The 20,266-nt window shown below is 63.4% G+C and carries 22 protein-coding genes and 1 pseudogene; 12 read left to right on the forward strand and 11 right to left on the reverse strand.

Annotation, left to right across the window (positions count from 1 at the left end; all coding sequences use genetic code 11):
* Window position 1: 1 nt before the first annotated feature.
* The 8 genes from AC0L15_RS19540 to AC0L15_RS19575 all read right to left on the reverse strand — a co-directional run bounded on the left by AC0L15_RS19540 (window position 2) and on the right by AC0L15_RS19575 (window position 7,113).
* Entirely contained in the window at window positions 2-1,006 is a 1,005-nt protein-coding gene (locus AC0L15_RS19540) for a xanthine dehydrogenase family protein molybdopterin-binding subunit (RefSeq protein WP_287249967.1), read from the reverse strand.
* A 1-nt stretch (window position 1,007) separates the two neighbouring features.
* Window positions 1,008-2,375, reverse strand: coding sequence for a xanthine dehydrogenase family protein molybdopterin-binding subunit (locus AC0L15_RS19545; protein WP_473496804.1), 1,368 nt, complete (start codon window positions 2,373-2,375; stop codon window positions 1,008-1,010).
* 14 nt (window positions 2,376-2,389) lie between these two features.
* A complete protein-coding gene (locus tag AC0L15_RS19550; RefSeq protein ID WP_287249963.1) occupies window positions 2,390-2,872 on the reverse strand; it encodes a (2Fe-2S)-binding protein in 483 nt (160 codons plus the stop codon).
* 48 nt (window positions 2,873-2,920) lie between these two features.
* Window positions 2,921-3,715 (reverse strand): FAD binding domain-containing protein, encoded by a 795-nt coding sequence (locus AC0L15_RS19555; protein ID WP_287249962.1) that lies wholly within the window; start codon window positions 3,713-3,715, stop codon window positions 2,921-2,923.
* Window positions 3,716-3,746: 31 nt separating this feature from the next.
* Entirely contained in the window at window positions 3,747-4,190 is a 444-nt protein-coding gene (locus AC0L15_RS19560; protein WP_128170186.1) for an SRPBCC family protein, read from the reverse strand.
* Window positions 4,191-4,329: 139 nt separating this feature from the next.
* A complete protein-coding gene (locus tag AC0L15_RS19565) occupies window positions 4,330-5,157 on the reverse strand; it encodes an AraC family transcriptional regulator (RefSeq protein WP_027154337.1) in 828 nt (275 codons plus the stop codon).
* A 176-nt stretch (window positions 5,158-5,333) separates the two neighbouring features.
* Window positions 5,334-6,332 carry an ABC transporter permease gene (locus tag AC0L15_RS19570; protein ID WP_287249960.1) on the reverse strand — a complete coding sequence of 333 codons (999 nt, stop codon included), beginning with the start codon at window positions 6,330-6,332 and terminating at the stop codon, window positions 5,334-5,336.
* A gap of 40 nt (window positions 6,333-6,372) precedes the next feature.
* On the reverse strand, window positions 6,373-7,113 hold the full coding sequence (locus AC0L15_RS19575) for an ATP-binding cassette domain-containing protein (protein ID WP_027154335.1): 741 nt from the start codon (window positions 7,111-7,113) through the stop codon (window positions 6,373-6,375).
* Between the two features lie 424 nt (window positions 7,114-7,537).
* Here AC0L15_RS19575 and AC0L15_RS19580 point away from each other — a divergent pair, with 424 nt between their 5' ends.
* From AC0L15_RS19580 to AC0L15_RS19590, 3 genes are all read left to right on the forward strand, one after another.
* Window positions 7,538-8,527, forward strand: a complete 990-nt coding sequence (locus AC0L15_RS19580; protein ID WP_023798646.1) for a sugar-binding protein — start codon at window positions 7,538-7,540, stop codon at window positions 8,525-8,527.
* Between the two features lie 134 nt (window positions 8,528-8,661).
* On the forward strand, window positions 8,662-9,495 hold the full coding sequence (locus AC0L15_RS19585; protein ID WP_287249959.1) for a FadR/GntR family transcriptional regulator: 834 nt from the start codon (window positions 8,662-8,664) through the stop codon (window positions 9,493-9,495).
* Window positions 9,496-9,677: 182 nt separating this feature from the next.
* Window positions 9,678-9,986, forward strand: a complete 309-nt coding sequence (locus tag AC0L15_RS19590; protein ID WP_023798648.1) for an EthD family reductase — start codon at window positions 9,678-9,680, stop codon at window positions 9,984-9,986.
* Window positions 9,987-10,140: 154 nt separating this feature from the next.
* Here AC0L15_RS19590 and AC0L15_RS19595 read toward each other — a convergent pair whose 3' ends face one another.
* The gene (locus AC0L15_RS19595) at window positions 10,141-10,296 is read right to left on the reverse strand and encodes a hypothetical protein (protein WP_473496806.1); all 156 of its coding nucleotides are present in this window, start codon (window positions 10,294-10,296) and stop codon (window positions 10,141-10,143) included.
* Between the two features lie 588 nt (window positions 10,297-10,884).
* On the opposite strand from AC0L15_RS19595, the pseudogene AC0L15_RS19600 reads away from it, so the two are divergent.
* Window positions 10,885-11,037: pseudogene (locus AC0L15_RS19600) on the forward strand (FadR/GntR family transcriptional regulator); the annotation flags it as partial.
* Between the two features lie 175 nt (window positions 11,038-11,212).
* Here AC0L15_RS19600 and AC0L15_RS19605 read toward each other — a convergent pair.
* Window positions 11,213-12,151: an NAD(P)-dependent oxidoreductase gene (locus AC0L15_RS19605; protein WP_287249957.1), complete on the reverse strand. Its 939-nt coding sequence runs from the start codon at window positions 12,149-12,151 to the stop codon at window positions 11,213-11,215.
* A 153-nt stretch (window positions 12,152-12,304) separates the two neighbouring features.
* On the opposite strand from AC0L15_RS19605, the gene AC0L15_RS19610 reads away from it, so the two are divergent.
* Both AC0L15_RS19610 and AC0L15_RS19615 read left to right on the forward strand, forming a co-directional pair.
* On the forward strand, window positions 12,305-13,201 hold the full coding sequence (locus AC0L15_RS19610) for an NAD-dependent epimerase/dehydratase family protein (RefSeq protein WP_287229379.1): 897 nt from the start codon (window positions 12,305-12,307) through the stop codon (window positions 13,199-13,201).
* Window positions 13,202-13,303: 102 nt separating this feature from the next.
* Complete coding sequence (locus tag AC0L15_RS19615; RefSeq protein WP_287249955.1) at window positions 13,304-14,080, forward strand: FadR/GntR family transcriptional regulator; 777 nt, start codon at window positions 13,304-13,306, stop codon at window positions 14,078-14,080.
* Between the two features lie 526 nt (window positions 14,081-14,606).
* Here AC0L15_RS19615 and AC0L15_RS19620 read toward each other — a convergent pair.
* Window positions 14,607-14,894 (reverse strand): DUF3175 domain-containing protein, encoded by a 288-nt coding sequence (locus AC0L15_RS19620; RefSeq protein WP_023798654.1) that lies wholly within the window; start codon window positions 14,892-14,894, stop codon window positions 14,607-14,609.
* Between the two features lie 194 nt (window positions 14,895-15,088).
* Between AC0L15_RS19620 and AC0L15_RS19625 the strand changes: the two genes are divergently transcribed.
* From AC0L15_RS19625 to AC0L15_RS19650, 6 genes are all read left to right on the forward strand, one after another.
* On the forward strand, window positions 15,089-16,321 hold the full coding sequence (locus tag AC0L15_RS19625; protein ID WP_287249953.1) for an MFS transporter: 1,233 nt from the start codon (window positions 15,089-15,091) through the stop codon (window positions 16,319-16,321).
* 139 nt (window positions 16,322-16,460) lie between these two features.
* Window positions 16,461-16,784 (forward strand): ArsR/SmtB family transcription factor, encoded by a 324-nt coding sequence (locus AC0L15_RS19630; RefSeq protein ID WP_023798656.1) that lies wholly within the window; start codon window positions 16,461-16,463, stop codon window positions 16,782-16,784.
* The gene (locus AC0L15_RS19635; protein ID WP_287249952.1) at window positions 16,781-17,191 is read left to right on the forward strand and encodes an SRPBCC family protein; all 411 of its coding nucleotides are present in this window, start codon (window positions 16,781-16,783) and stop codon (window positions 17,189-17,191) included. The genes AC0L15_RS19630 and AC0L15_RS19635 overlap by 4 nt, the downstream gene beginning before the upstream one ends.
* A gap of 124 nt (window positions 17,192-17,315) precedes the next feature.
* Complete coding sequence (locus tag AC0L15_RS19640) at window positions 17,316-17,537, forward strand: hypothetical protein (protein WP_023798658.1); 222 nt, start codon at window positions 17,316-17,318, stop codon at window positions 17,535-17,537.
* 247 nt (window positions 17,538-17,784) lie between these two features.
* Window positions 17,785-18,813, forward strand: a complete 1,029-nt coding sequence (gntR, locus tag AC0L15_RS19645; protein ID WP_023798659.1) for an HTH-type transcriptional regulator GntR — start codon at window positions 17,785-17,787, stop codon at window positions 18,811-18,813.
* A 296-nt stretch (window positions 18,814-19,109) separates the two neighbouring features.
* The gene (locus tag AC0L15_RS19650) at window positions 19,110-20,234 is read left to right on the forward strand and encodes a sugar ABC transporter substrate-binding protein (protein WP_027154324.1); all 1,125 of its coding nucleotides are present in this window, start codon (window positions 19,110-19,112) and stop codon (window positions 20,232-20,234) included.
* Window positions 20,235-20,266: the final 32 nt, after the last annotated feature.

The raw sequence follows: 20,266 nt of genomic DNA on the forward strand, positions 1-20,266 counted from the left end.
CTCAGTTCGAGGCTTGCGCCTTCAGCGCCCGCAGGATGCGTTCCGGCGTGATCGGCAGCGTGTCGATGCGGACGCCGACGGCGTCGAAGACCGCGTTGGCGACCGCCGGGATTTGCGGGTTGGCGCACATTTCGCCCGGCCCCTTGGCGCCGTACGGCCCGTCGGCCGAGGGCCTCTCCAGCACGATGATCTCGGTTGGCGCAAGATCGCCTGGTCCCGGCATCAGATATTGGTTGAAGTCGATGCCGCCATGATCGCGGTCGGGGTAATAGGGTTCCGTCGTCTCGTAGAGCGCGTGGCTGATGCCCATCCACGAGCCGCCGACGAGCTGCTGCTCGACCATTTTCGGGTTCAGCGCGCGGCCGATCTCGAAGACGTTCTTGACCGTCAGCACGGTGACCTCGCCGGTTTCGTCGTCGACCTCGACCTCGACCACCGTGCAGGCATGCGCGTAGCAGGTCGACGGTTTCATCGCGCCGGTTTCTTTTTCCGGATAGGAGCGCGGGATCAAGAACATGCCGCGGCCGGAAATCGAGCGGCCGCGCTTGAAATGCGCCGACAGCGCGACATCGAAGATCGAGATCGATCTTTGCGGCGCGCCCTTGACCAGGATGTTGCCCTGGCCGTCGGTCTCGAGATCCGAGGCGTTCACTTCCAGTTCCTCTGCCGCCACTTCCAGCATCACCTGGCGGGCTTCCCTGGCCGCCTGGATGACGGCGTTGCCGGCGCGGTGGGTGCCGCGCGAGGCGAAGGTGCCCATGCAGTGCGGGCCGGTGTCGGTGTCGGCGGTGTCGACGACGACGCGGTCGGTCGGCACACCGATCGTCTCGGCACAGATCTGTGCCATGATCTGCTTCATCCCCTGGCCGAGATCGACGCTCGACAGCGTCACCATGAAATTGCCGGTCGGCGTCGAATGGACCAGCGCCTGGGTTGGATCGCCGCCGAGGTTCATGCCGGTCGGATAGTTGATCGCGGCGACGCCGCGCCCGCGCCTGATCGCCATTTCAAGCTCCCTTCGCGTAGGACGACATCGCCATGAATTTTTCCGCCACCGGCCAGTTGGCGGCGCGCGAGGCTTCCTGCATACACTCGATCAGCGCCGCGCCCTCGGTCGGCTGGCGGTGCGCCTTCATGTCGCCGTCGCGGTAGGCATTGATGAAGCGGAATTCAAGCGGGTCCATGCCGATCAGCCGGGCGAGCTTGTCCATCTGCACCTCAAGCGCGAAATCGCCGATGGTGACGCCGAAGCCGCGCATGGCGGAGGAGGGGGTGCGGTTGGTGTAGACGCAGTAGGTGTCGATCCAGACATTCGGGATGGTGTAAGGGCCGGGATAGTGGCCGGCGCCCTTCTGCGCGCCATAGGGCGAATGGCGCGAATAGGCGCCGGCATCGGTGTACCCGGTGACTTTTCTGGCGACGATACGGCCGTCCTTCATGACGCCGTCCTTGATGACGACTTTTTCGGCGGCGCGCGGCGAGGAAATCTGCATCTCCTCCTCGCGGCTGTAGATGAACGAGACCGGCCGCGCGGTCAGCTTGGCGCCGAGGATGGCGATCGGTTCGACGATGACGTCGACCTTGCCGCCAAAGCCGCCGCCGACGGTGCCGCCGACGAAATGCAGTCTGTTGCCGGGCATTTGCAGGATGATCGAGGCGTTGTCGAGGGTGAAGAACATGGCCTGCGTGTTGGTGTAGCAGGTGAAGCGGTCGTTGCCCTCCGGCGCGACGATGCAGCCGGTCGTCTCGGTCGGCGCGTGCTCGATCGGCGACGATTGATAGGTTTGCTCGAGCACGTGATCGGCGCCGGCGAAACCGGCCTCGACATCGCCGAAGCGCACCTTGCGGCATTCGCCGCTGTCATAGAGGTAATAATTCCGGCCGTGATATTCGTTGACGACAGGCGCGCCGGGCTTCAGCGCTTCTTCCATGTCGAAGACGGCCGGCAGCACCTCGTAGTCGACCTTGACCTTGGCCGCCGCCTCCTGGGCGGCACGCTCGGTCTCGGCCAGCACCGCCACCACGGCTTCTCCCTTCCAGCGCACCTTGCCGTCGGCCAGCACCGTCTCGTCCTCCGGGCCGATCTGGATCAGGATCAGGATGGTGTAGACATTGTGCGGCACGTCCTTGGCGGTCAGGATTTTCACCACGCCCGGATGCATCTGCGCCTCTGAAGTGTCGATGCTGCGGATGCGGGCGTGATGATGCGGGCTGCGCACCATCTTCAGATGCAGCATGCCTGGAAAATTGCGGTCGGCGAAATAGGCGGTCTTGCCGGTGACATGACCGGGCGAATCGGAGCGCGGCCGTGGCTGGCCGATCTCGTGCAGATCGTCCTTGCGCTGGTCGGCGAAGTAGCTCTTGCGGAGTTCCATGTTTTCGACTCCCCTCAAGCTGCGTTCTGCGAATTGGACCGCGCGGCGGTCAGCACCGCTTGGATGATCGGCTCGTAGCCGGTGCAGCGGCAGATATTGCCCGACAGCGCCTCGACCACCTCGTCGCGGCTGGGGTCCGGCGTGTGATCGAGCAGCACCTTGGCGGCCATGAGCATGCCCGGCGTGCAGAAGCCGCATTGGGTGGCGAAGGCGTCGAGGAAGGCGCGCTGCAAAGGATGCAGCACGCCGCCTTGCGAAAGCCCTGACGTCGTGGTGATCGCCGCACCGTTGCAGGTTTCGGCGAGCGTCAGGCAGGACAGCCGCAACTCGCCGTCGATGATGACCGAGCAGGCGCCGCATGTGCCCTGATGGCAGCCGCCTTTCGGCGAGGTGTCGCCGACCTTGTCGCGCAGCGCATTGAGCAGCGTCGTGCCGCTGTCGATGAATTCGGCCTTCTCCGCGCCGTTGAGCGTGAACTGAACCGGGATCTTTGCCATCTTTTACTCCTTGCGCCGCAGCCAGGCGGACATGCGCGCCATCGGCCTTCAGGCGAGCAGAAGCCGGCCGAGATGGACCGGCAGGACTTCGTTGCGATACCAGGCACTGGCGACCGCATCGGTAATCGGCGAGGTGCCGTCGCTCGCGACGGCCAGCGCCGGCGCGATGCCATCGCTGGTGAGTTTCCTGCCGAGCAGCGCCTTCTCCGCCGCCTTGGCGCGCATCGGCCGGTCGGCCAGGCAGCCAAGCGCGATGTGCGCCGATGACACGGTTCCGTCCGGCGCTTGTTCCAGCACGGCGGCGATGCTTAGCACCGAGACGCCCTTCGGCTTGACCCTCGATATTTTCAGGAAGCGAAAGCCGCCTTCCAGTGGCAAGCTGAAGCCGACCGAAGTGACGATGGCGTGATTGTCTTCGCGTTTTGCCAGGAAGGTTTCGATCGGCACCTCGCCGTCATCGGTGCCGACGGTTGCGCCCAATGCCAGCAGCGCGACGGTGAAATCGCCATAGGGCGCCGGAGCGAAGAGATTGCCGCCGACGGTCGCCATGTTGCGGATCGCCGGGCCGCCGACGGCGCGCGCGGCGCGGGCAAGGGAAGACAGATCCGGGTGACGGGCGATCGCCGCCATGGTCACCGAAGCGCCGATGCGGACCTCCCTGCCGGAAACGGTGATGGCCGACAGCGCCGGCTCAGTCGACCTGATGAGGCCGGAGACCGAAACGTCGCCTTCATTGGCGGCGCGCACGACCAGCGTGCCGCCGCCGAGATAGCGGGTGCCGGCGGCTTTCAGCGCCGCATTGGCGTCCTTGACCGTCGAGAAAGTCTGCAGTGCAAGCGCCATGGAACGCTCCTTTTTGTGAGCCCCATTCAGCTCAACCCTGGCCGGCGAAATGGGTCTTCAGGGCGTTAAAGCCGCCCTGGAAGACATTGGCGCCCATGCCCTCGGCCAGCTTGTCGGCTTCCTCTGGAGCCGCGTCGAAGCTGGCGGTCCATTCGGCATAGGTGCGGTCGCCATCGGTCACCCGGCGCAGCTGCAGCGTCGCCTGGTGGTTGGTCAGCGGCTGCGGCGTCTCCAGGATGGAGTAGCTGACGAGGAAATTATCGTCAGAGAAGTCGAGCAGCTTCTCGCGGATGCGGGCGCCGCTGGCGAGCTGAAAGTTGCGCACGCAGCCGATCGTGCCGGCGTCCTTGCCGTCCTCGATATGGCTTTCGACCATGCGCGGGTGCCAGCTCGGCAGCCCGTTGAAATCGCGTATGCGCGCCCAGACCTTTTCGACCGGTGCGTCGATGACGCTGGAGACGGTGACTTTCGCCATATGATGCTTCCCTTGCAGATATCTGTGTCGCGAGGGTAGGGCGGCGAGCCCGGCAGCACTTATCAATGCGTCTTGAACGCCTATCAATAAGTCTGAAAAAAACCGGCAATCTGAAAAAAACGGGCGGTGTGAAAATGGCTCAGGAAATGGCCCGCGCCGCCTCGCGATAGAGTGTCGGCGGAACGCCGACATGGTCGCGGAAGAAGCGCGAGAAATTGCCCTGCGTGGTGAAGCCGAGATTGCAGGCGACCGAGATCAGCGGTTCCTGCGACCACTGCAACTGCCGCACCGCTTCCTCCATGCGCAGCGTGTTCCAGTAGACATTGGGCGTCAGATTGGTCTGCTCCTTGAACAGCGCGAAGAAATGCGGCCGCGACAGGCCGACGCTGCGCGCCACCTCGTCGAAGCAGATGCGTTCGCAGACATTGGCCTTCATCAGCTGGATCGCCTTGCGGACACGGAAATCCTGCACGCAGTGGACGCGGGCGCGCGCCACTTGTGGCGCCGAGGCGTCGGCGGCGTCGAGCACGCTGTCGATGAAGCGCTCGATCTCGTAATTGGCGATGTCGTCGATGCTCTCATTGTCGCTGAGATGGTCGAGAAGATTGGCTGCCGCCTTGTGCAGCCACGGCTCCAGCGTGATCGCCGGTGCCGAAAACAGCGGCGCGGTCGACCGCAGGTCGCGGCGCCGGCGCGCCCAGTCCGGATCGATGTAGAAGGCGAGGAACAGGCCGGGCCGGCCGTCGCGGGACAAAGCGTGGCTGTGCGGCTGGAAGGAATTGATGCCGGCGGCGGTGCCGGGCCCAAGCCGCACCGTCTCGCGGCCGATGGTCATCTCGCCGGCCGTGCCTTCCAGCCAGATGATGATATGCGCCTCGACATGGGCATGGGTGACGAAGTCGCTGGCGACGTTCAGGACAGAAACATGTCCGAACCGGCCCCAGTAGAGCCTGATCGCTTCCGTCATGGGTATATCCTCCCGCAGGCGACTGGCCTCCCTTCGCCTGCAATCGGGATAGTGCGGCTCAGTCCGGGCCTGCGTCAAGGCGCATGTGCGCGCCTGGCGCCGGCCACGCGGCGTGCCGGCCGATTTTCAGACTGAGCGATAGCAACGACAACGAATTGCGCGCGTGACCTGCGGCCCTACTCGTTGCGCCGGAAATTGCGGAGCCGGTCGAACAGGACCGCCATCAGAATGGCGCCGCCGATGAACACCCCCTGCCAGAAGGCGTTGATGCCGAGCAGGCCAAGGCTGTTGCGGATCACTTCGATCAGCGCCGCGCCGACGACGGCGCCAAAGGCCGTGCCCATGCCGCCGGCCAGGTTGGCGCCGCCGATGACGGTGGCGGCGATGACCTGAAGCTCCATGCCGTTGCCGAGATTGGTGGTGACGGCGCCCAGCCAGCCGGTCTGGATGATGCCGGCAAGGCCTGCCGCCAGCGCCGAGATCATGTAGACCGCGACCTTGATCTGGCGCACCGGAACGCCGGTCAGCGTCGCCGCATGCTCGTTGCCGCCGATGGCGAAGATGTGCCGGCCGAATTTCGTCCAGCGCAGGACGAAGCCGGTGATCAGCGCCAGCACGATCATGTAGAGCACCGGATTGGCGATGCCGAACACAAAGGCGCCGCCGCCCAGCGCCAGAAGCTTGTCGTGGTCGGGCCCGAACTGGAAGACGACGGTGTTGTTGGAGGTGACCATGGCCAGGCTGCGCGCGATCGACAGCATGCCAAGCGTCACCACGAACGGCGGAAACCCGAGATAGGCGATCAGGATGCCGTTGAAGGCGCCGATGATCAGCGCCGTCGCGATCGCAGCGGCAATGCCGACCTCGATGCCGTAGCCGGCATGCATGGTCACGGCGAGCACCATCGAACACAGGCAAAGCACCGAGCCGACCGACAGGTCGATGCCGCCGGTGATGATGACGAAGGTCATGCCGAGCGCGACGATGGCGACGAAGGTGATGTTGCGGGTGATGTTGTAGAGGTTCTTCGTCGTGGCGAAGGAATCGGTGGCGACGGACAGAAACAGGCAGGCGAGGATGACCGCGATCACCACCCAGAAGGTCTGGCTGGCAAACACCCTGGTCAGCAAAGTGTGCTGTTTCTGTGCGATCGTCTGGTCAAGAGTTACTGCCATCGTCGACCTTTATCTGCTTGCGTGGTGAAACCGGCTGGCATCAAACCTGTTCGATGGCGCCGGTGATGAGCCCGGTGACTTCCTCGGGCGAACTCGACGCGATCGTCTTGTCGGCGACCTTGCGGCCGCGCCGCATGACGATGACGCGGTCGGCAACGTCAAAGACGTCGGGCATGCGGTGGCTGATCAGCACGACGGCAATGCCCTGGTCGCGCAGATGGCGTATCAGGTTCAGCACCTCGGCGACCTGCCGGACCGAGATCGCCGCCGTCGGCTCGTCCATCAGCACGATCTTGGCCTGCGAAAGCATGGTGCGGGCGATTGCCACCGCCTGGCGCTGGCCGCCCGACATCTGCTTGACCAGATCGCGCGGGCGGGTTTCGGATTTCAGCACGGCAAAGATCTGGCCGGCGCGCTTGTACATGGCGGCGTAGTCGAGGATGCGAAACGGCCCGACGCCGCGGCGCAGCTCGCGGCCGAGATAGACATTGGCGGCGGCCGTCAGATTGTTGCACAGCGCCAGATCCTGGTGGACGATCTCGATGCCGTGCTGGCGCGCCTCCACCGGCTTGTGCAGGATCAGCTCCTTGCCGTCCATCTGCATCGTGCCATGGCTCGGGCGGAAATTGCCGGCGATCATCTTGACCAGCGTCGACTTGCCGGCGCCGTTGTCGCCCATCAGCCCGACCACCTGTCCGGCCTCGATCGACAGCGAAACGTCGTTGACGGCCTGGATGGCGCCGAAATGTTTTGAGATGTTGGCGAGTTCGAGAACCGGCACCAGTCTGCTTCCTCCGTGCTTTCGGCCTGCGGTCCTGCCGCGGCCTCGCTCTTCCCAGCTCCTCCCGGGAACCGCGCTTTGGCCCATTTACGCATATGCCCCCTTGCCGTCAACAGCGGCTTCTTTCGAAAAATCCGTTTTGTAGGACAAATAGCAATTGACGTCCGTCGCAAGCCGATATTAGCTAAGCGTCGGAGGAGATTATGCCGATCTCCTGCCCCGGCTCGCCGGGGCTGAGCAGGCGGAGGTTTATCGGTCGAGGATCTGGCAGCGTCCATCGCGCTGGTCTGCAACCGCATCTGGAAATTCTTATCGGCCCGGCTTGACGACACGAGCGCTCGCGAAACGAACCTCTGTCATCGCGCATCCGGGCTGGTCTGTGTGGCGGGCACGCCGTGTCCGTCTGTTTCAAGGGAGGACTGAAATGAGGAAATCACTATTGCTCGCTGCCGTCGCCATGCTGGCGTTGGGCGCCGGGCCGGCCATGGCCAAGAAACAGCTCGTCATCGTGGTCAAGGGGCTCGACAATCCGTTCTTCGAGGCCATCAACCAGGGTTGCCAGAAATGGAACAAGGAAAACGCCGACTCGGAGTATGAGTGCTTCTACACCGGTCCGGCATCGACCTCGGACGAAGCCGGCGAAGCCCAGATCGTCCAGGACATGCTGAGCAAGCCGGACACGGTGGCGATGGCGATTTCGCCGTCCAACGCACCGCTGATCGCCCAGACGATCAAGAGCGCCAATCCGTCGATCCCGATCATGACGCTCGACGCCGACCTCAGCAAGGAAGATGCGGGGCTGCGCAAGACCTATCTCGGCACCGACAACTACCTGATGGGCTACAAGATCGGCGAGTACATCAAGAAGGGCAAGCCGGATGGCGGCAAGATCTGCACCATTGAAGGCAATCCGGCGGCTGACAACATCCTGCGCCGCGCCCAGGGCATGCGCGACGCGCTTTCAGGCCAGAAGGATCTCCCGGCGCTCAAGGGCGAGGGCGGCTGGACCGAGGTCGCCGGCTGCCCGGTGTTCACCAATGACGACGGCGCCAAGGGCGTGCAGGCGATGACCGATATCCTCGCCGCCAATCCCGACCTCGATGCCTTCGGCATCATGGGCGGCTGGCCGCTGTTCGGCGCGCCGCAGCCCTATCGCGACCTGTTCAAGCCGATGGCCGACAAGATCGCCAAGAACGAGTTCGTCATCGGCGCTGCCGATACGATCGGCGACGAAGTGGCCATTGCCAAGGAGGGTCTGGTGACCGCGCTGGTCGGCCAGCGGCCGTTCGAGATGGGCTACAAGGCGCCCTCGGTGATGATCGACCTGGTCGAAGGCAAGCCCGTCGCCGATCCGGTCTTCACCGGTCTCGACGAGTGCACCAAGGATACGGTCGATACCTGCATCCAGAAGTAGGTTCGCAGTTTCGGGGCGTCCGCTCGACGGGCGCCCCGTCACACCGGTTCACGAAAACCTGCGAGGCGACAGTGCTGGGGCGAACCGCTCCTGCTTTGCTGCGCCTTGAGTTCAGCCTGTGCCGGGGAACATGGATGTCGGACGCCAGATCGAAAAAGCGACTTAGCACTGTCAAGGCACGGGCTACGGTCAAGGCACGGGCCAAGGTCAAGGCACGGGCCAAGGTCAAGCCGCCGGTCGCCCGCCCGGCCGGCGCCCGCCGGACCGATGCGGCGCTGATCCCCGGATCGAGCGTGCATGCGTCGCTGGCCAACGAGATCGGCCTCAGGATCGTGCGCGGCGACTATCCGCCGGGAACCATCCTTCCCAACGAGGCCAAATGGTCCGAGACTTTCGACGTCAGCCGCTCGGCGGTGCGCGAAGCGATAAAAATGCTGATGGCCAAGAGCCTGCTGGCCTCACGCCCCAAGATCGGCAGCTGGGTCGAGCCGAAAGAGCGCTGGAACCTGCTCGATCGCGACGTGCTCGCCTGGTATGCGACAGCGCCCGATCGCGAAATGTTCCTGCGCACTGTCCAGGAATTCCGTCACATCATCGAGCCGGAAGCCAGCGCCTTTGCGGCGATCCGGCGCAGCGACGAGCAGATGGCCGAGATCAGCCAGGCCTGCCGGGAGATGGGCGAGGCGGCGACGCTGCCGGAGCGCACCCGCGCCGATACGCGTTTTCACCTGGCCATCCTGCGCGCCTCGGGCAACGACCTGCTGGTGCCGCTCGGCGTGCTGATCGAATCGGCGCTCGATCATCTCTTCGTTTTCGTCACGCGCGAAACCAGCGACCAGCCTCGGGCGCAGGCGCTGCATGAGGCGATCGAGAAGAACATCCGCCTCCGGCGGCCGGCGGCAGCCCGCACCGCGGTGCACCGACTGCTCGCCAACACCGACGAGGTTATCGGGCGGTCGCGGCGGTAAGGTCAAACGCAATCGCTCTGAACGGCCAGGGAGCGGCGACTTGGAAGACTCACGTCGGGCCTGAAACCCCATATGCTTCGTTGACCTCCTCAGAGCGAGGAACGAACCCATTTGCCAGCACTCTTGCTGAGGAGTATCCTTTTGCGCAAAGCTGGCGGTGAGTGTCGGTTGAAAGGGGGAGCATGGCCAGACTTGTCGCACTCTACAAGACTCCGAAAGACGTGGCCGCCTTCGACCGTTACTATGTTTCGACCCACATTCCTCTGGCCAAAGCCATTCCCGGCTTGAGGAAATACGAAATCAGCGATGGCGGCGTCCATTCGCCGGGTGGGGCCTCAGGCTATCATCTTGTTGCTACGCTCTACTTCGATTCCGTTGCGGATATTCAAGCGGCCTTAGCGTCCCCCGAGGGTCGGGCCACGGCGGCTGATCTTGGCAATTTTGCAGATGGCGGAGTGGAGCTAATGCTCTTTGAGACTAGGGAAGTCTGAACCTCGCACAATCCGACCCCAGCAAAGTTTCAACCGAATTTCGGTTGTCGTTCCGCTGTTCGTCATGGGCTCAGTTGCGCCATGACCATCCATTCGCGCCGCCCTGGACGAACGGCAACTCATGGCGGGCCACACACCCGGGCATATGTCGGTGTTAGTGGCGTCGGGCGGCGTTACGATGTTGGTCACAGGCGATGCCCTCGCCAATATCCACTTCGCGTTCGATCACCCGGATTGGCAGATGATTTAGGGCCATGATCGCGAACTCGGCGTCAAGACGCGCAAGTCCCTGCTGGACCGCGCGGCTCACGATCGGCTTCTCGTTACCGGCTACCACTATCCGTTCCCGGGCGTCGGCCATGTCGTGAAGGAGGGCGATGGCTTTCGCTGCCTGCCGGCGGACTGGGTCTGGGATAGAGAAACCTGACCTGTTTGCGTTTCCTGGGCGATCTGCTGTCGGCGGATGTCACGCCTAAACGTCGATTGACACGGATCGCGGTTCTCAACGACGTCCCGTGGAAAAGCCACTGTCACCAACCGATCCGCCATCAAGTGGCCGTCAAGGCGGGACTGGAAATCCGCTGGGGCGCGTGAGCCATCGAAGAGGGCTTCTGAAGCATTGATGGCGTTTTCCGAGCGCCCACTTGGTGTATTAGATGTCGGATGTCATCTGCAGTATGACCGTAGATTGCCATGATCGTCAGGATGATCGGCTCGCTCAGGAGATCGTCAAGCGTAGGTTCACGCTCTCGCGTCATGGGTCGCCTCAAAATTCTTGTTCATTCCCGCACCTTCTCCTCGAACGATGACAGTGAGACGGCGTTCGGGAAATTCCTCAAAAAGAGGTAGTCTGCATCGTCATTGTCGACGACTGATATGGGTGCAGGTTGCCGCCATCGTCACGCGCGAAACCAGCGACCAGCCTCGGGCGCAGGCGCTGCATGAGGCAATCGAGAAGAACATCCGTCTCCGGCGTCCGGCGGCTGCAAGGAGTGCCGTGCACAGGCTGCTCGCCAATACTGACGAGGTTATCGGGCGGTCGCGGCGGTGATTTATACCGCAGAGTCGGCGCTGCCCCTCACCCTTACCCTCTCCCCGTGAAGAACGGGGAGAGGGGGACGCCAGCGCTGGAGCTTGTCCCTTCTCCCCGTTTCCACGGGGAGAAGGTGGCGGCAGCCGGATGAGGGGCAGCGCCAAATTTGATCAGATACAGCGAGCCGATCGCCTCAAATCGTCTGCTTCTCCCCATCCTTCGTCGGCGTTAGATCGACGCCGTTGACCTTGCCGATATGTGTCGCCAGCATCGGCACATATTGATCGACCGGCCCGGCGGCGAATGCGCCGGCGAAGGCGTTCTTGGTGGCGTTGCCGAGCGGGTTGGCGATGCCGGCGGCACCGGCCATCGATTCGAGGTAGGTGAGGTCCTTGAAGGCGTTGGCGATGGTGAATTTGTGCGCATCGCGGTCGCCTTCCAGCGTCCAGCGCATGAAAGTCTGGTAGAAGCCGCAATCCATGCGGCCGTTGCGGATGACGCTGTCGAAGCGCGGCGGCGAGATGCCGACCTTTTCGGCCAGCGCCAGCGCCTCGGAATAGATCGCCGCATAGCCCAGCGAGATGAAATTGTTGAGCAGCTTCATACGGTGGCCGTCGCCGGTGTCACCGATATGGACGATACGTCCGGCCCAGGTGTCGACCACTGGCTTCAGCCGGGCAAAGACCGCGTCGGATGCACCGACCATGGCGTCCAGCGTGCCTTCCCAGGCCTCCTTCGGGGTGCGGCTGAGCGGGGCATCGACATAGTCGACGCCGAGCCCCTTGAGTTCGGCGGCAAGCGCCACCGTCGAAGTGGGATCCGAAGTCGAGCAATCGACGACCACCGAACCCTGCTTCAGGCCCTCCTTGAGGCCGCCCGGCCCGCGGATGATGGCCTCGACCTCGCGCGAGCCGGTGACGCAGATGAAGACGATATCGGATGCCACCGCCACCTCGCGCGAGGTCGCGGCTTCCTTCGCGCCCCGGCCGAGCATGTCTTGCGCCGGCGCGCGGTTCTTGCGGCCGAGAAACGTCAGGGAATAGCCCTTGTCGACGATGTTCTTCGCGATCCCGTGTCCCATCAGGCCCAGTCCGATAAAGCCGATCTTTTCGCTCGCGGCGGTGGTGTTCATGGCGTGTAATCCTGTGTTGCGGTCTCATGACGGCGCTGCACTTCGGCAGGCGAATTGTTGAAGCGGGTTTTCGCCGCAGGCGGTTGGCAGGCGATTGCGGAATGCCATATTGTCTGACAATACACATGTATTCCAGGGAATGTGGAGAGCAAAATGACGAAGCGGATCATGTTCACCGGCGGCAGCGGCAAGGCGGGGCGCCATGTCGTGCAGTATCTGGTCGAGCAGGGCTGCCAGGTGCTCAACATCGACACCAAGCCGCTCGACAATCCCAAGGTGCGCACCCTGATCACCGATATCACCGACAGCGGGCAGGTGTTCAATGCGCTGTCGAGCTATATGGGCCTGCATGAATTCGACCCGTCGCTGCGCGCGCAGCCGGTCGATGCCGTGGTGCACTTCGCGGCGATCCCGCGCATCATGATCACGCCCGACAACGAGGTGTTCCGCATCAACGCGCTCGGCACCTACAATGTCATCGAGGCGGCGGTGAAACTCGGCATCCGCAAGGTGGTGATCGCCTCCAGCGAGACGACCTATGGGCTGGTTTTTGCCAACGAGCCGCGCGACCCGACACATTTCCCGCTCGACGAGGACTATGACGTCGATCCAATGGACAGCTATGCGCTGTCGAAGATCGTCAACGAGAAGACGGCGCGCGCCTTCGCGCTGCGCAGCGGCATCGACATCTACGCCTTGCGCATCGGTAACGTCATCGAGCCGCATGAATATTCGCTGTTCCCGAAATGGTTCGCCGATCCAGGTTTCCGCAAGCGGATCGCCTGGAGCTATATCGACGCGCGCGACCTCGGCCAGATCACGCTGCGCGCCATCGAGAAGGACGGGCTCGGCTATCAGGTGTTCAACGCCGCCAATGACGACACCTCCTCCGACCTGCCGACGGCCGAACTCTTGAAGCGGTTCTATCCCGGCGTGCCGGTCAAGGGTGAGCTGGGCGAATACGAGACGCTGCTTTCGAACCGCAAGGCGCGGGATATGCTCGGGTTCCGCCCGGAACACAGCTGGCGGAAATACGTCAGGACGGCATGACGAGGCCGCTGCCTCCCGGCTGATCTGTGCACAGAAGCAGGCTTTGCCGCCCGAGGCTGTTCCGGTGCTTGACAGCTTTCGCAATCCGGACTTTGTGAACGCATGCGGGACGGCAAGCCGAATAAGCGAAAAACACCGGCCAAGGCGGCGTCAGCCGAGCGCCCGGCTGTCGTTCGCCGTGCCGATACGGCGCGTATGCCCGGGGCGAGCGTGCATGCGTCGCTGGCCAACGAAATCGGTCTCAGGATCGTGCGCGGCGACTATCCGCCGGGAACCATCCTGCCCAACGAGGCCAAATGGTCCGAGACTTTCGACGTCAGCCGCTCGGCGGTGCGCGAAGCGATCAAAATGCTGATGGCCAAGAGCCTTTTGGCGTCGCGTCCAAAGATCGGCAGCTGGGTCGAGCCGAAAGAGCGCTGGAACCTGCTCGACCGCGACGTGCTGGCCTGGTACGCGACCTCGCCCGACCGCGAGGTGTTCCTGAAGACGGTGCAGGAGTTCCGCCACATCATCGAGCCGGAAGCGACCGCCTTTGCTGCGATGCGGCGCACAGACGAGCAGATGGCCGAGATCAGCCGGGCCTGCCGGGAGATGGGCGCGGCGGCGACGCTGCAGGAGCGGACCCGTGCCGACACCCGTTTTCATCTGGCGATCCTGCGCGCCTCCGGCAACGACCTCCTGGTGCCGCTCGGCGTGCTGATCGAATCGGCGTTCGATCATCTGTTTGCCTATACGACGCGGGAACTGGACGATCTGCAGCACGCGCAGAAGCTGCACGAGGCGATCGAAAAGAACATCCGCCTGCAGCGGCCGGATGCGGCACGCAACGCGGTGCGCAAGCTGTTGGCCAACACCGACGGCGTCATCAAATCGCGCTGATAAAGCGCGGCGGACCACTGCAGCGCTTCATCTTCTTTCTCCACCGCCCGCAATTTCGCCGTTCGCAATCTCCCCGTTCGCGATCGCCGCCGGGCCACAGCCGCCAATCTCCAAGATTTGAGATTAGCCGCAGGGTCCCATGCCTTCGTCATCCTGGGGCGAAGCAAGGAGCGAAGCGACGCCGCGCAGACCCCAGGATCCATGCCGTTACCTTGGAGCACTGCTGCGGTGCAGGACCTTTGATCGCGGGAGGGACAGCGCCCCCCTCTGTCCTGCCGGACATCTCCCCCACAAGGAGGGAGATTGGCTTCATCACTGATTTCGCCAATCACCAACCTTGCGGACGCTGTCCGCGAAGCTGCCGATCTCCCCCAAGTGGGGGAGATGTCGAGTCTTGGCAAAGAGGGCAGGACAGAGGGGGGCGCGAAGGATCGCTACAGAGCGCTTTTATTCTGAGCCGTTGCATTCTTCGGCGGCTGTCACGGAATGGCTCCCAGGGTCTGCGCCGCGTCGCTTCGCTCCTTGCTCAGTGTTCTCTCGGGCGCCCAAACGCGGCGCGCAGTTCGTCCTTGGCGTCCTCCAGCACTTTCTTCTGCTTGGCCGGCAGGTTCGTGCCGGCGCGGTTGATGTAGAAATTCAGCATCGACATGGCGGACTGGAACGGCTCGGCCTTGCGCCGGTCGCTGTGCTCGGCCGATCGCTTCAGCGAGGCTGCGATCTTCTTGGGATCGTGGGATTCGAAGATATGGTCCTCGAGGTCCAGCGCATCGCTGTGCTCGGTGACCTCGGCCGACCATTTCCTTTTCGCGGTCATGACAAGCTCCTTCTCCCTTCTATTGGCCTATCGGCAAGTTTGATGAAAAACTCCGGGACGGCGGCCACCGTTCCACTGCAGCTCAAATCCCTGGAGCCACGGAATTGCGCGATGTGGCGCTGCACGGCGCCGCCAATGTCCCGATAGTGGTGCCGAACCCGTCGACTTGCGCACAACCGCGGACAGGAAACGCCTTGACCACAACCGCCTCCAGCCGGCCGAGCAGCCCCGACATAGACAGCGCCTATGCCTGGCTGCGGCTCGGCATCTCGATGCTGCTGGCGACGATCGGCGGTGTCGGCATGTGGGCGGTGGTCGTGGTGCTGCCCGCCATGCAGGCCGAATTCGGCGTCGATCGCGCCGCCGCTTCGATGCCCTATACCGCGACCATGGCCGGTTTCGCCGTCGGCAATGTGCTGGTCGGCCGCGCCATCGACCGCATCGGCTACTGGATACCGGCGCTCATTGCCTCGGTGACGCTCGGTACCGGGTTCCTGCTGGCGTCGCTGACCACTTCGATTCTGCAGTTCACCCTTGTCCAGGGACTTTTGATCGGCGTCGGCACGTCGGCGATTTTCGGGCCGCTGATCGCCGACATCTCGCACTGGTTCAACCGCCGCCGCGGCGTCGCGGTGACGGCTGCCGCCGCCGGCAGCTATCTCGCCGGGGTGATCTGGCCGTTGGCAATGCCCTACGTCATACAGAGCGAGGGCTGGCGCTTCACCTATGCCGCGATCGGCGTCGTCTGCCTCGCCACCATGCTGCCGCTGATCACGCTGCTCAGGCGCGGCGCACCACATGCCGCCGCTCCCGGTTCACCTGGCAGCCGGCCGGTCCAGCCGATCACGCTGTCACCGGCAGCGCTGCAGGTGTTGCTCGTCGTCGCCGGCCTTGGCTGCTGCGTGGCGATGTCGATGCCGCAGGTCCATATCGTCGCCTATTGCATGGATCTCGGCTACGGCGTGGCGCGAGGCGCCGACATGCTGTCGATCATGATGGCGGCGGGCGTCGTCAGCCGGCTGGCGTCCGGCTTCCTTGCCGATCGTATCGGCGGCGTGAAAACCCTGCTGATCGGCTCGGTGCTGCAAGCCCTGTCGCTGTTGTTCTACATCCCCTTCGACGGGCTCGCGTCGCTTTACGTCGTCTCGCTGGTCTTCGGCCTGTCGCAGGGCGGCATCGTGCCTTGCTATGCCATCATCGTGCGCGAATACATGCCCGCCAAAGAGGCCGGCCAGCGCGTCGGCGTCGTAATCATGGCAACGATCTTCGGCATGGCAATCGGCGGCTGGATGTCGGGCTGGATCTACGATCTGACCGGCTCCTACGCCGCTGCGTTCCTCAATGGCATCGCCTGGAACCTGCTGAACATAGCGGCCATGGTGCTGGTGCTGTGGAAGGCACGGCGCAGCGCCGCGGCGATGGCCTGAGCACTGACCCCGCTGGCCAGAGCGATGGCAGCGACATGGGGTAGGCCCCCGTGACGCGGAGCCCGGTCCAGGTTCCTGCTTGACGGACACATATCTCGGCGGTTATTGGTTTCCAATAGCCAGAGAGTTATCGATCGCCATGTCACAGCCCCACGAGATCCTCTTCAAAACGCTTGCCGATCCGACGCGACGGGCCATTTTCGAGCGGCTGTGTCGCGACGGAGACCAAACCGTCGCGGCCCTGACCGCTCGGGCCGGGGTCTCGCAACCGGCCGTGTCAAAGCATCTTGGGGTGCTGAAGCAGGCCGGGTTGGTGCGCGATCGCCACGAAGGCCGCAACACGCACTACAGCGCGGAACTCGGCGCCCTGGCGCCGCTGATCGACTGGACAAACCAAATGGCTGGGTTCTGGCAAAGCCGGTTCGACAACCTCGAAGATCTGCTCAAAAGGATGGACCAATGACCAATACCGAGACCGAAACGCGCGCCGTCATTGTCGAACGGGAGGTCGCTTTTCCGCCGGAAAAAATCTGGCGCGCGCTCACCCAATCACATTTGATCGAGGAGTGGCTGATGAAGAACGATTTCAAGCCAGACGAGGGGCACCGTTTCAATCTGAGCGCGGACTGGGGGACGGTCGACTGTCAGGTCCAGGCAGTCGAGCCCAACAAGACGCTGTCTTACACGTGGGATACCAAGGATCTCAGAAGTATCGTCACGTGGACGCTCACCCCTACGAGCACGGGGACCCATCTGCGCATGGAGCAGTTGGGCTTCCGGCCGGATCAGCAGCAGTACTATCAGGGCGCCCAACACGGATGGCAGCGGTTCTTTGCGAAGCTGGAGCAGGTCCTGGCGCGAATAGAATAGGCGTGCCGGCGCCATAGGCATCTGCGGGCGAAACGCAATGCCCAACAAGACGTCTGTCAACGAAACAAGGTAGCAAAAAAGCCGCCAAGCGGGTCGTGCGGCTCGTCTTCAGAGGAGGTCCCAAATGAACTGGAACACGTGGATCCGGCAATTCCACCGCTGGCTGTCGATCATTTTTACGGCGGTCGTCGCTGCCATCTTCATCACCTTGGGCGTAGGTGTCGAGCCGGCCTATTGGGTATATCTCATGCCGCTGATCCCGCTCGGCTTGCTCATGCTCAGCGGTCTCTATCTGTTCGCGTTGCCCTATGCCACGAACTGGCGCAGCGGACGACGCACGGCGTAGAAGACTGAGCACGGTGGACGACAAGACGCCCGCTCACCACCCACAGCCGAAATTCAAACAGTGGCGCTACCCGAGTTCGGGTAGCGTCCTGCCCGGTTCGCTTGACAATGGGGTAAGGCTGCGCGACGCCAGACGGGTGTGGCAAGTCGGGTGCGGCAAAGTCGGATGGCATGGCGACAGTGGCAAAGACGCTGAACAGCATTTCGCGGTCGCGCTTCGGCGAGGGCGCCGCGTTCGGGACCAGGCTATGACCAAACCGCGCTCGCGCCGTGGCGGCGGCCGTCCGACGATCGCCGATGTCGCGCGCAAGGCCGGCGTCGGCGCCATTACCGTCTCCCGTGCCTTGCGCGAGCCGGAGCGCGTTTCGGAGGATCTGCGCCGCCAGATCCAGGCTGCTGTCGATGAGCTCGGCTATCTGCCCGATCCGAATGCGCGAGCATTGGCTTCGGCGCGCGCCGAGGTCTTTGGCGTGCTGGTGCCGTCGCTCACCAACAGCGTCTTTGCCGAAGTGCTGCGCGGCATCTATGACAGCCTGTCCGACAGCTCCTACCGCATCCAGTTCGGCAACACCCATTATTCCGGCCTCGAGGAGGAACGGCTGCTGCAGGTGTTCGGCCCGCAGCGCCCGGCGGCGCTGATCGTGGCGGGCATCGACCAGACGCCAGTTTCGCGAAGACTGCTCGAGACGGCCGGCTGCCCGGTGGTGCAGGTCATGGAGACCGGCCCCGATCCGGTCGACATGATGGTCGGCTTCTCGCATTTCGATGGCGGCAGGGCGGCGACTGAGCACATGATCGAAATGGGCTATCGCTGCATCGGCTTCATCGGCGCGCGCATGGACCCGCGCTCGCAGCGGCGTCTGGCCGGCTATCGCGCGGCGATGGAGGCGGCCGGCCTGTTCAACTCGCGGCTTGTCACCACCACGCCGGTGCCGTCCAGCGTGACGCTCGGGCGCGAATTGTTTCGCGACGCGCTGGCCAAGATGCCGACGCTGGACGGGATTTTCTGCAACAACGACGACATCGCGCTCGGCGCGCTGTTCGAGTGCCACCGCGCCTCGATCGCCGTGCCGAAGACGATCGGCATCACAGGCTTCAACGATCTCGACATGATGGAAGTGGCTTTCCCCTCGGTCACCAGCGTCCGGACGCCTCGCTACGAGATCGGCCGGCTGTCGGTCGCCATGGCGCTCGCGGCGATTGCAGGCAAGCGGCCGCAACAACCGGTCGTAGACCTTGGCTTCGAACTCAAGCGCCGTGAGAGCACTGCCCGCTGAAAGCGCTTGCAGGCATCGCCAAATGCCGCTTTACTCTACGTCATGGTAGCGCTACCAGTTATATCCAGGCGAAAGCTCGCGAAACAGCGAAAGTCTGTTTATTATATATAAGCGACAGCTGATGCTTGTTTATTATGTATAATATGATAGTTTTTATTCCGGTTTACTGAGCCACGAGGGAGGAGATCGGGTTGGCATTCGGCCACCCTGAAAGCGCGACGGCAAGGCAGGAGGTGCCGAGCCAGGCACGCGAGACGCGTAAGAACAATCAGAAACTGCAACTGGGAGGAATATCGATGATCAAGTCACTCGTAGGTGGCGTCGTCGCCGCCACTGCATTCGTCATGCTGAGTTCGTCGGCGCTCGCCGAACCGGAAATCGTCGCAGGCCCATCCGCCGAGCCGGAATGCTTCGCGCCATGGGCCGCCGACACGCAGTTCTTCAAGTTCCCCAAGAAGGAAGGCCCGTACCGCATCGCGCTCGCCAATGGCTACATCGCCAACACCTGGCGCATCCAGATGGTGCAGACGGCAAAAGCCTATGCGGCGCAGCCGGAAGTCGCGGCCAAGCTCAAGGAATTCAAGGTCGTCTCGACCGGCGAAGACGTGCCGGCGCAGATTTCGGCGATCAATAATTTCATCGATTCCGGCTATGACGCGATCGTTGTCAACGCGCAGAATCCGACGGCGTTCGGTCCGGTCATCAAGCGCGCCAAGCAAGCCGGCGTGGTGCTGGTCGCCTTCGACAACATCCTCGACACCAAGGACGCCATCAACGTCAACGTCGACCAGAAAGGCCTTGGCGAATTGTGGGCCAACTGGCTGATCAAGCATATCCCCAATGGCGGCAAGCTCCTCGAGGTGCGCGGCGTTGCCGGCACGTCGGTCGACACCGACCGCCACAACGGCATCCATGAGGCCCTCGACGCTTCAGGCAAGAAGTGGGAGGTCACCGAAGTCGTCGGCAAATGGGACGACGGCGTCGCGCAAAAGGCTACGGCCGACGCGATCGCCACCAACGGTCCCTTCGACGGCGTCACCGGGCAGGGTGGCGACACCGGCATCGTTCAGGCGATGATCGACGCCAAGCATCCGTTCGTGCCGTTCGGCGGCGAAACGGAGAATGGCTTTCGCAAATTCTGCGCCAAATTCGCCTCAGAAGGGCTGAAATGCTCGTCGGCCGGAACCGGACCCGCCCAGGTGGCGGTCGCCATCAAGACGGCGATCGCCGCGCTCGAAGGCCAGGTCGTCCCGCAGGCGGTGAAGCTGCCGCTGGCGATCGTCGAGGATCCGAACTTCAAGGAGGGCGAGGACTATTTCCCCGACCAGTCCGACAATTTCTTCGTCGGCAATTCCTTCCCGACCTGCGGCATCAATTTCACCGCGCAGGAAATCATGGGCCAGAGCAAGGAAAATCAGTAGGCTGATCGCTCGGCGCCGCGGGATATTACGCG

The organism is Mesorhizobium sp. WSM4846 (assembly GCF_055811415.1).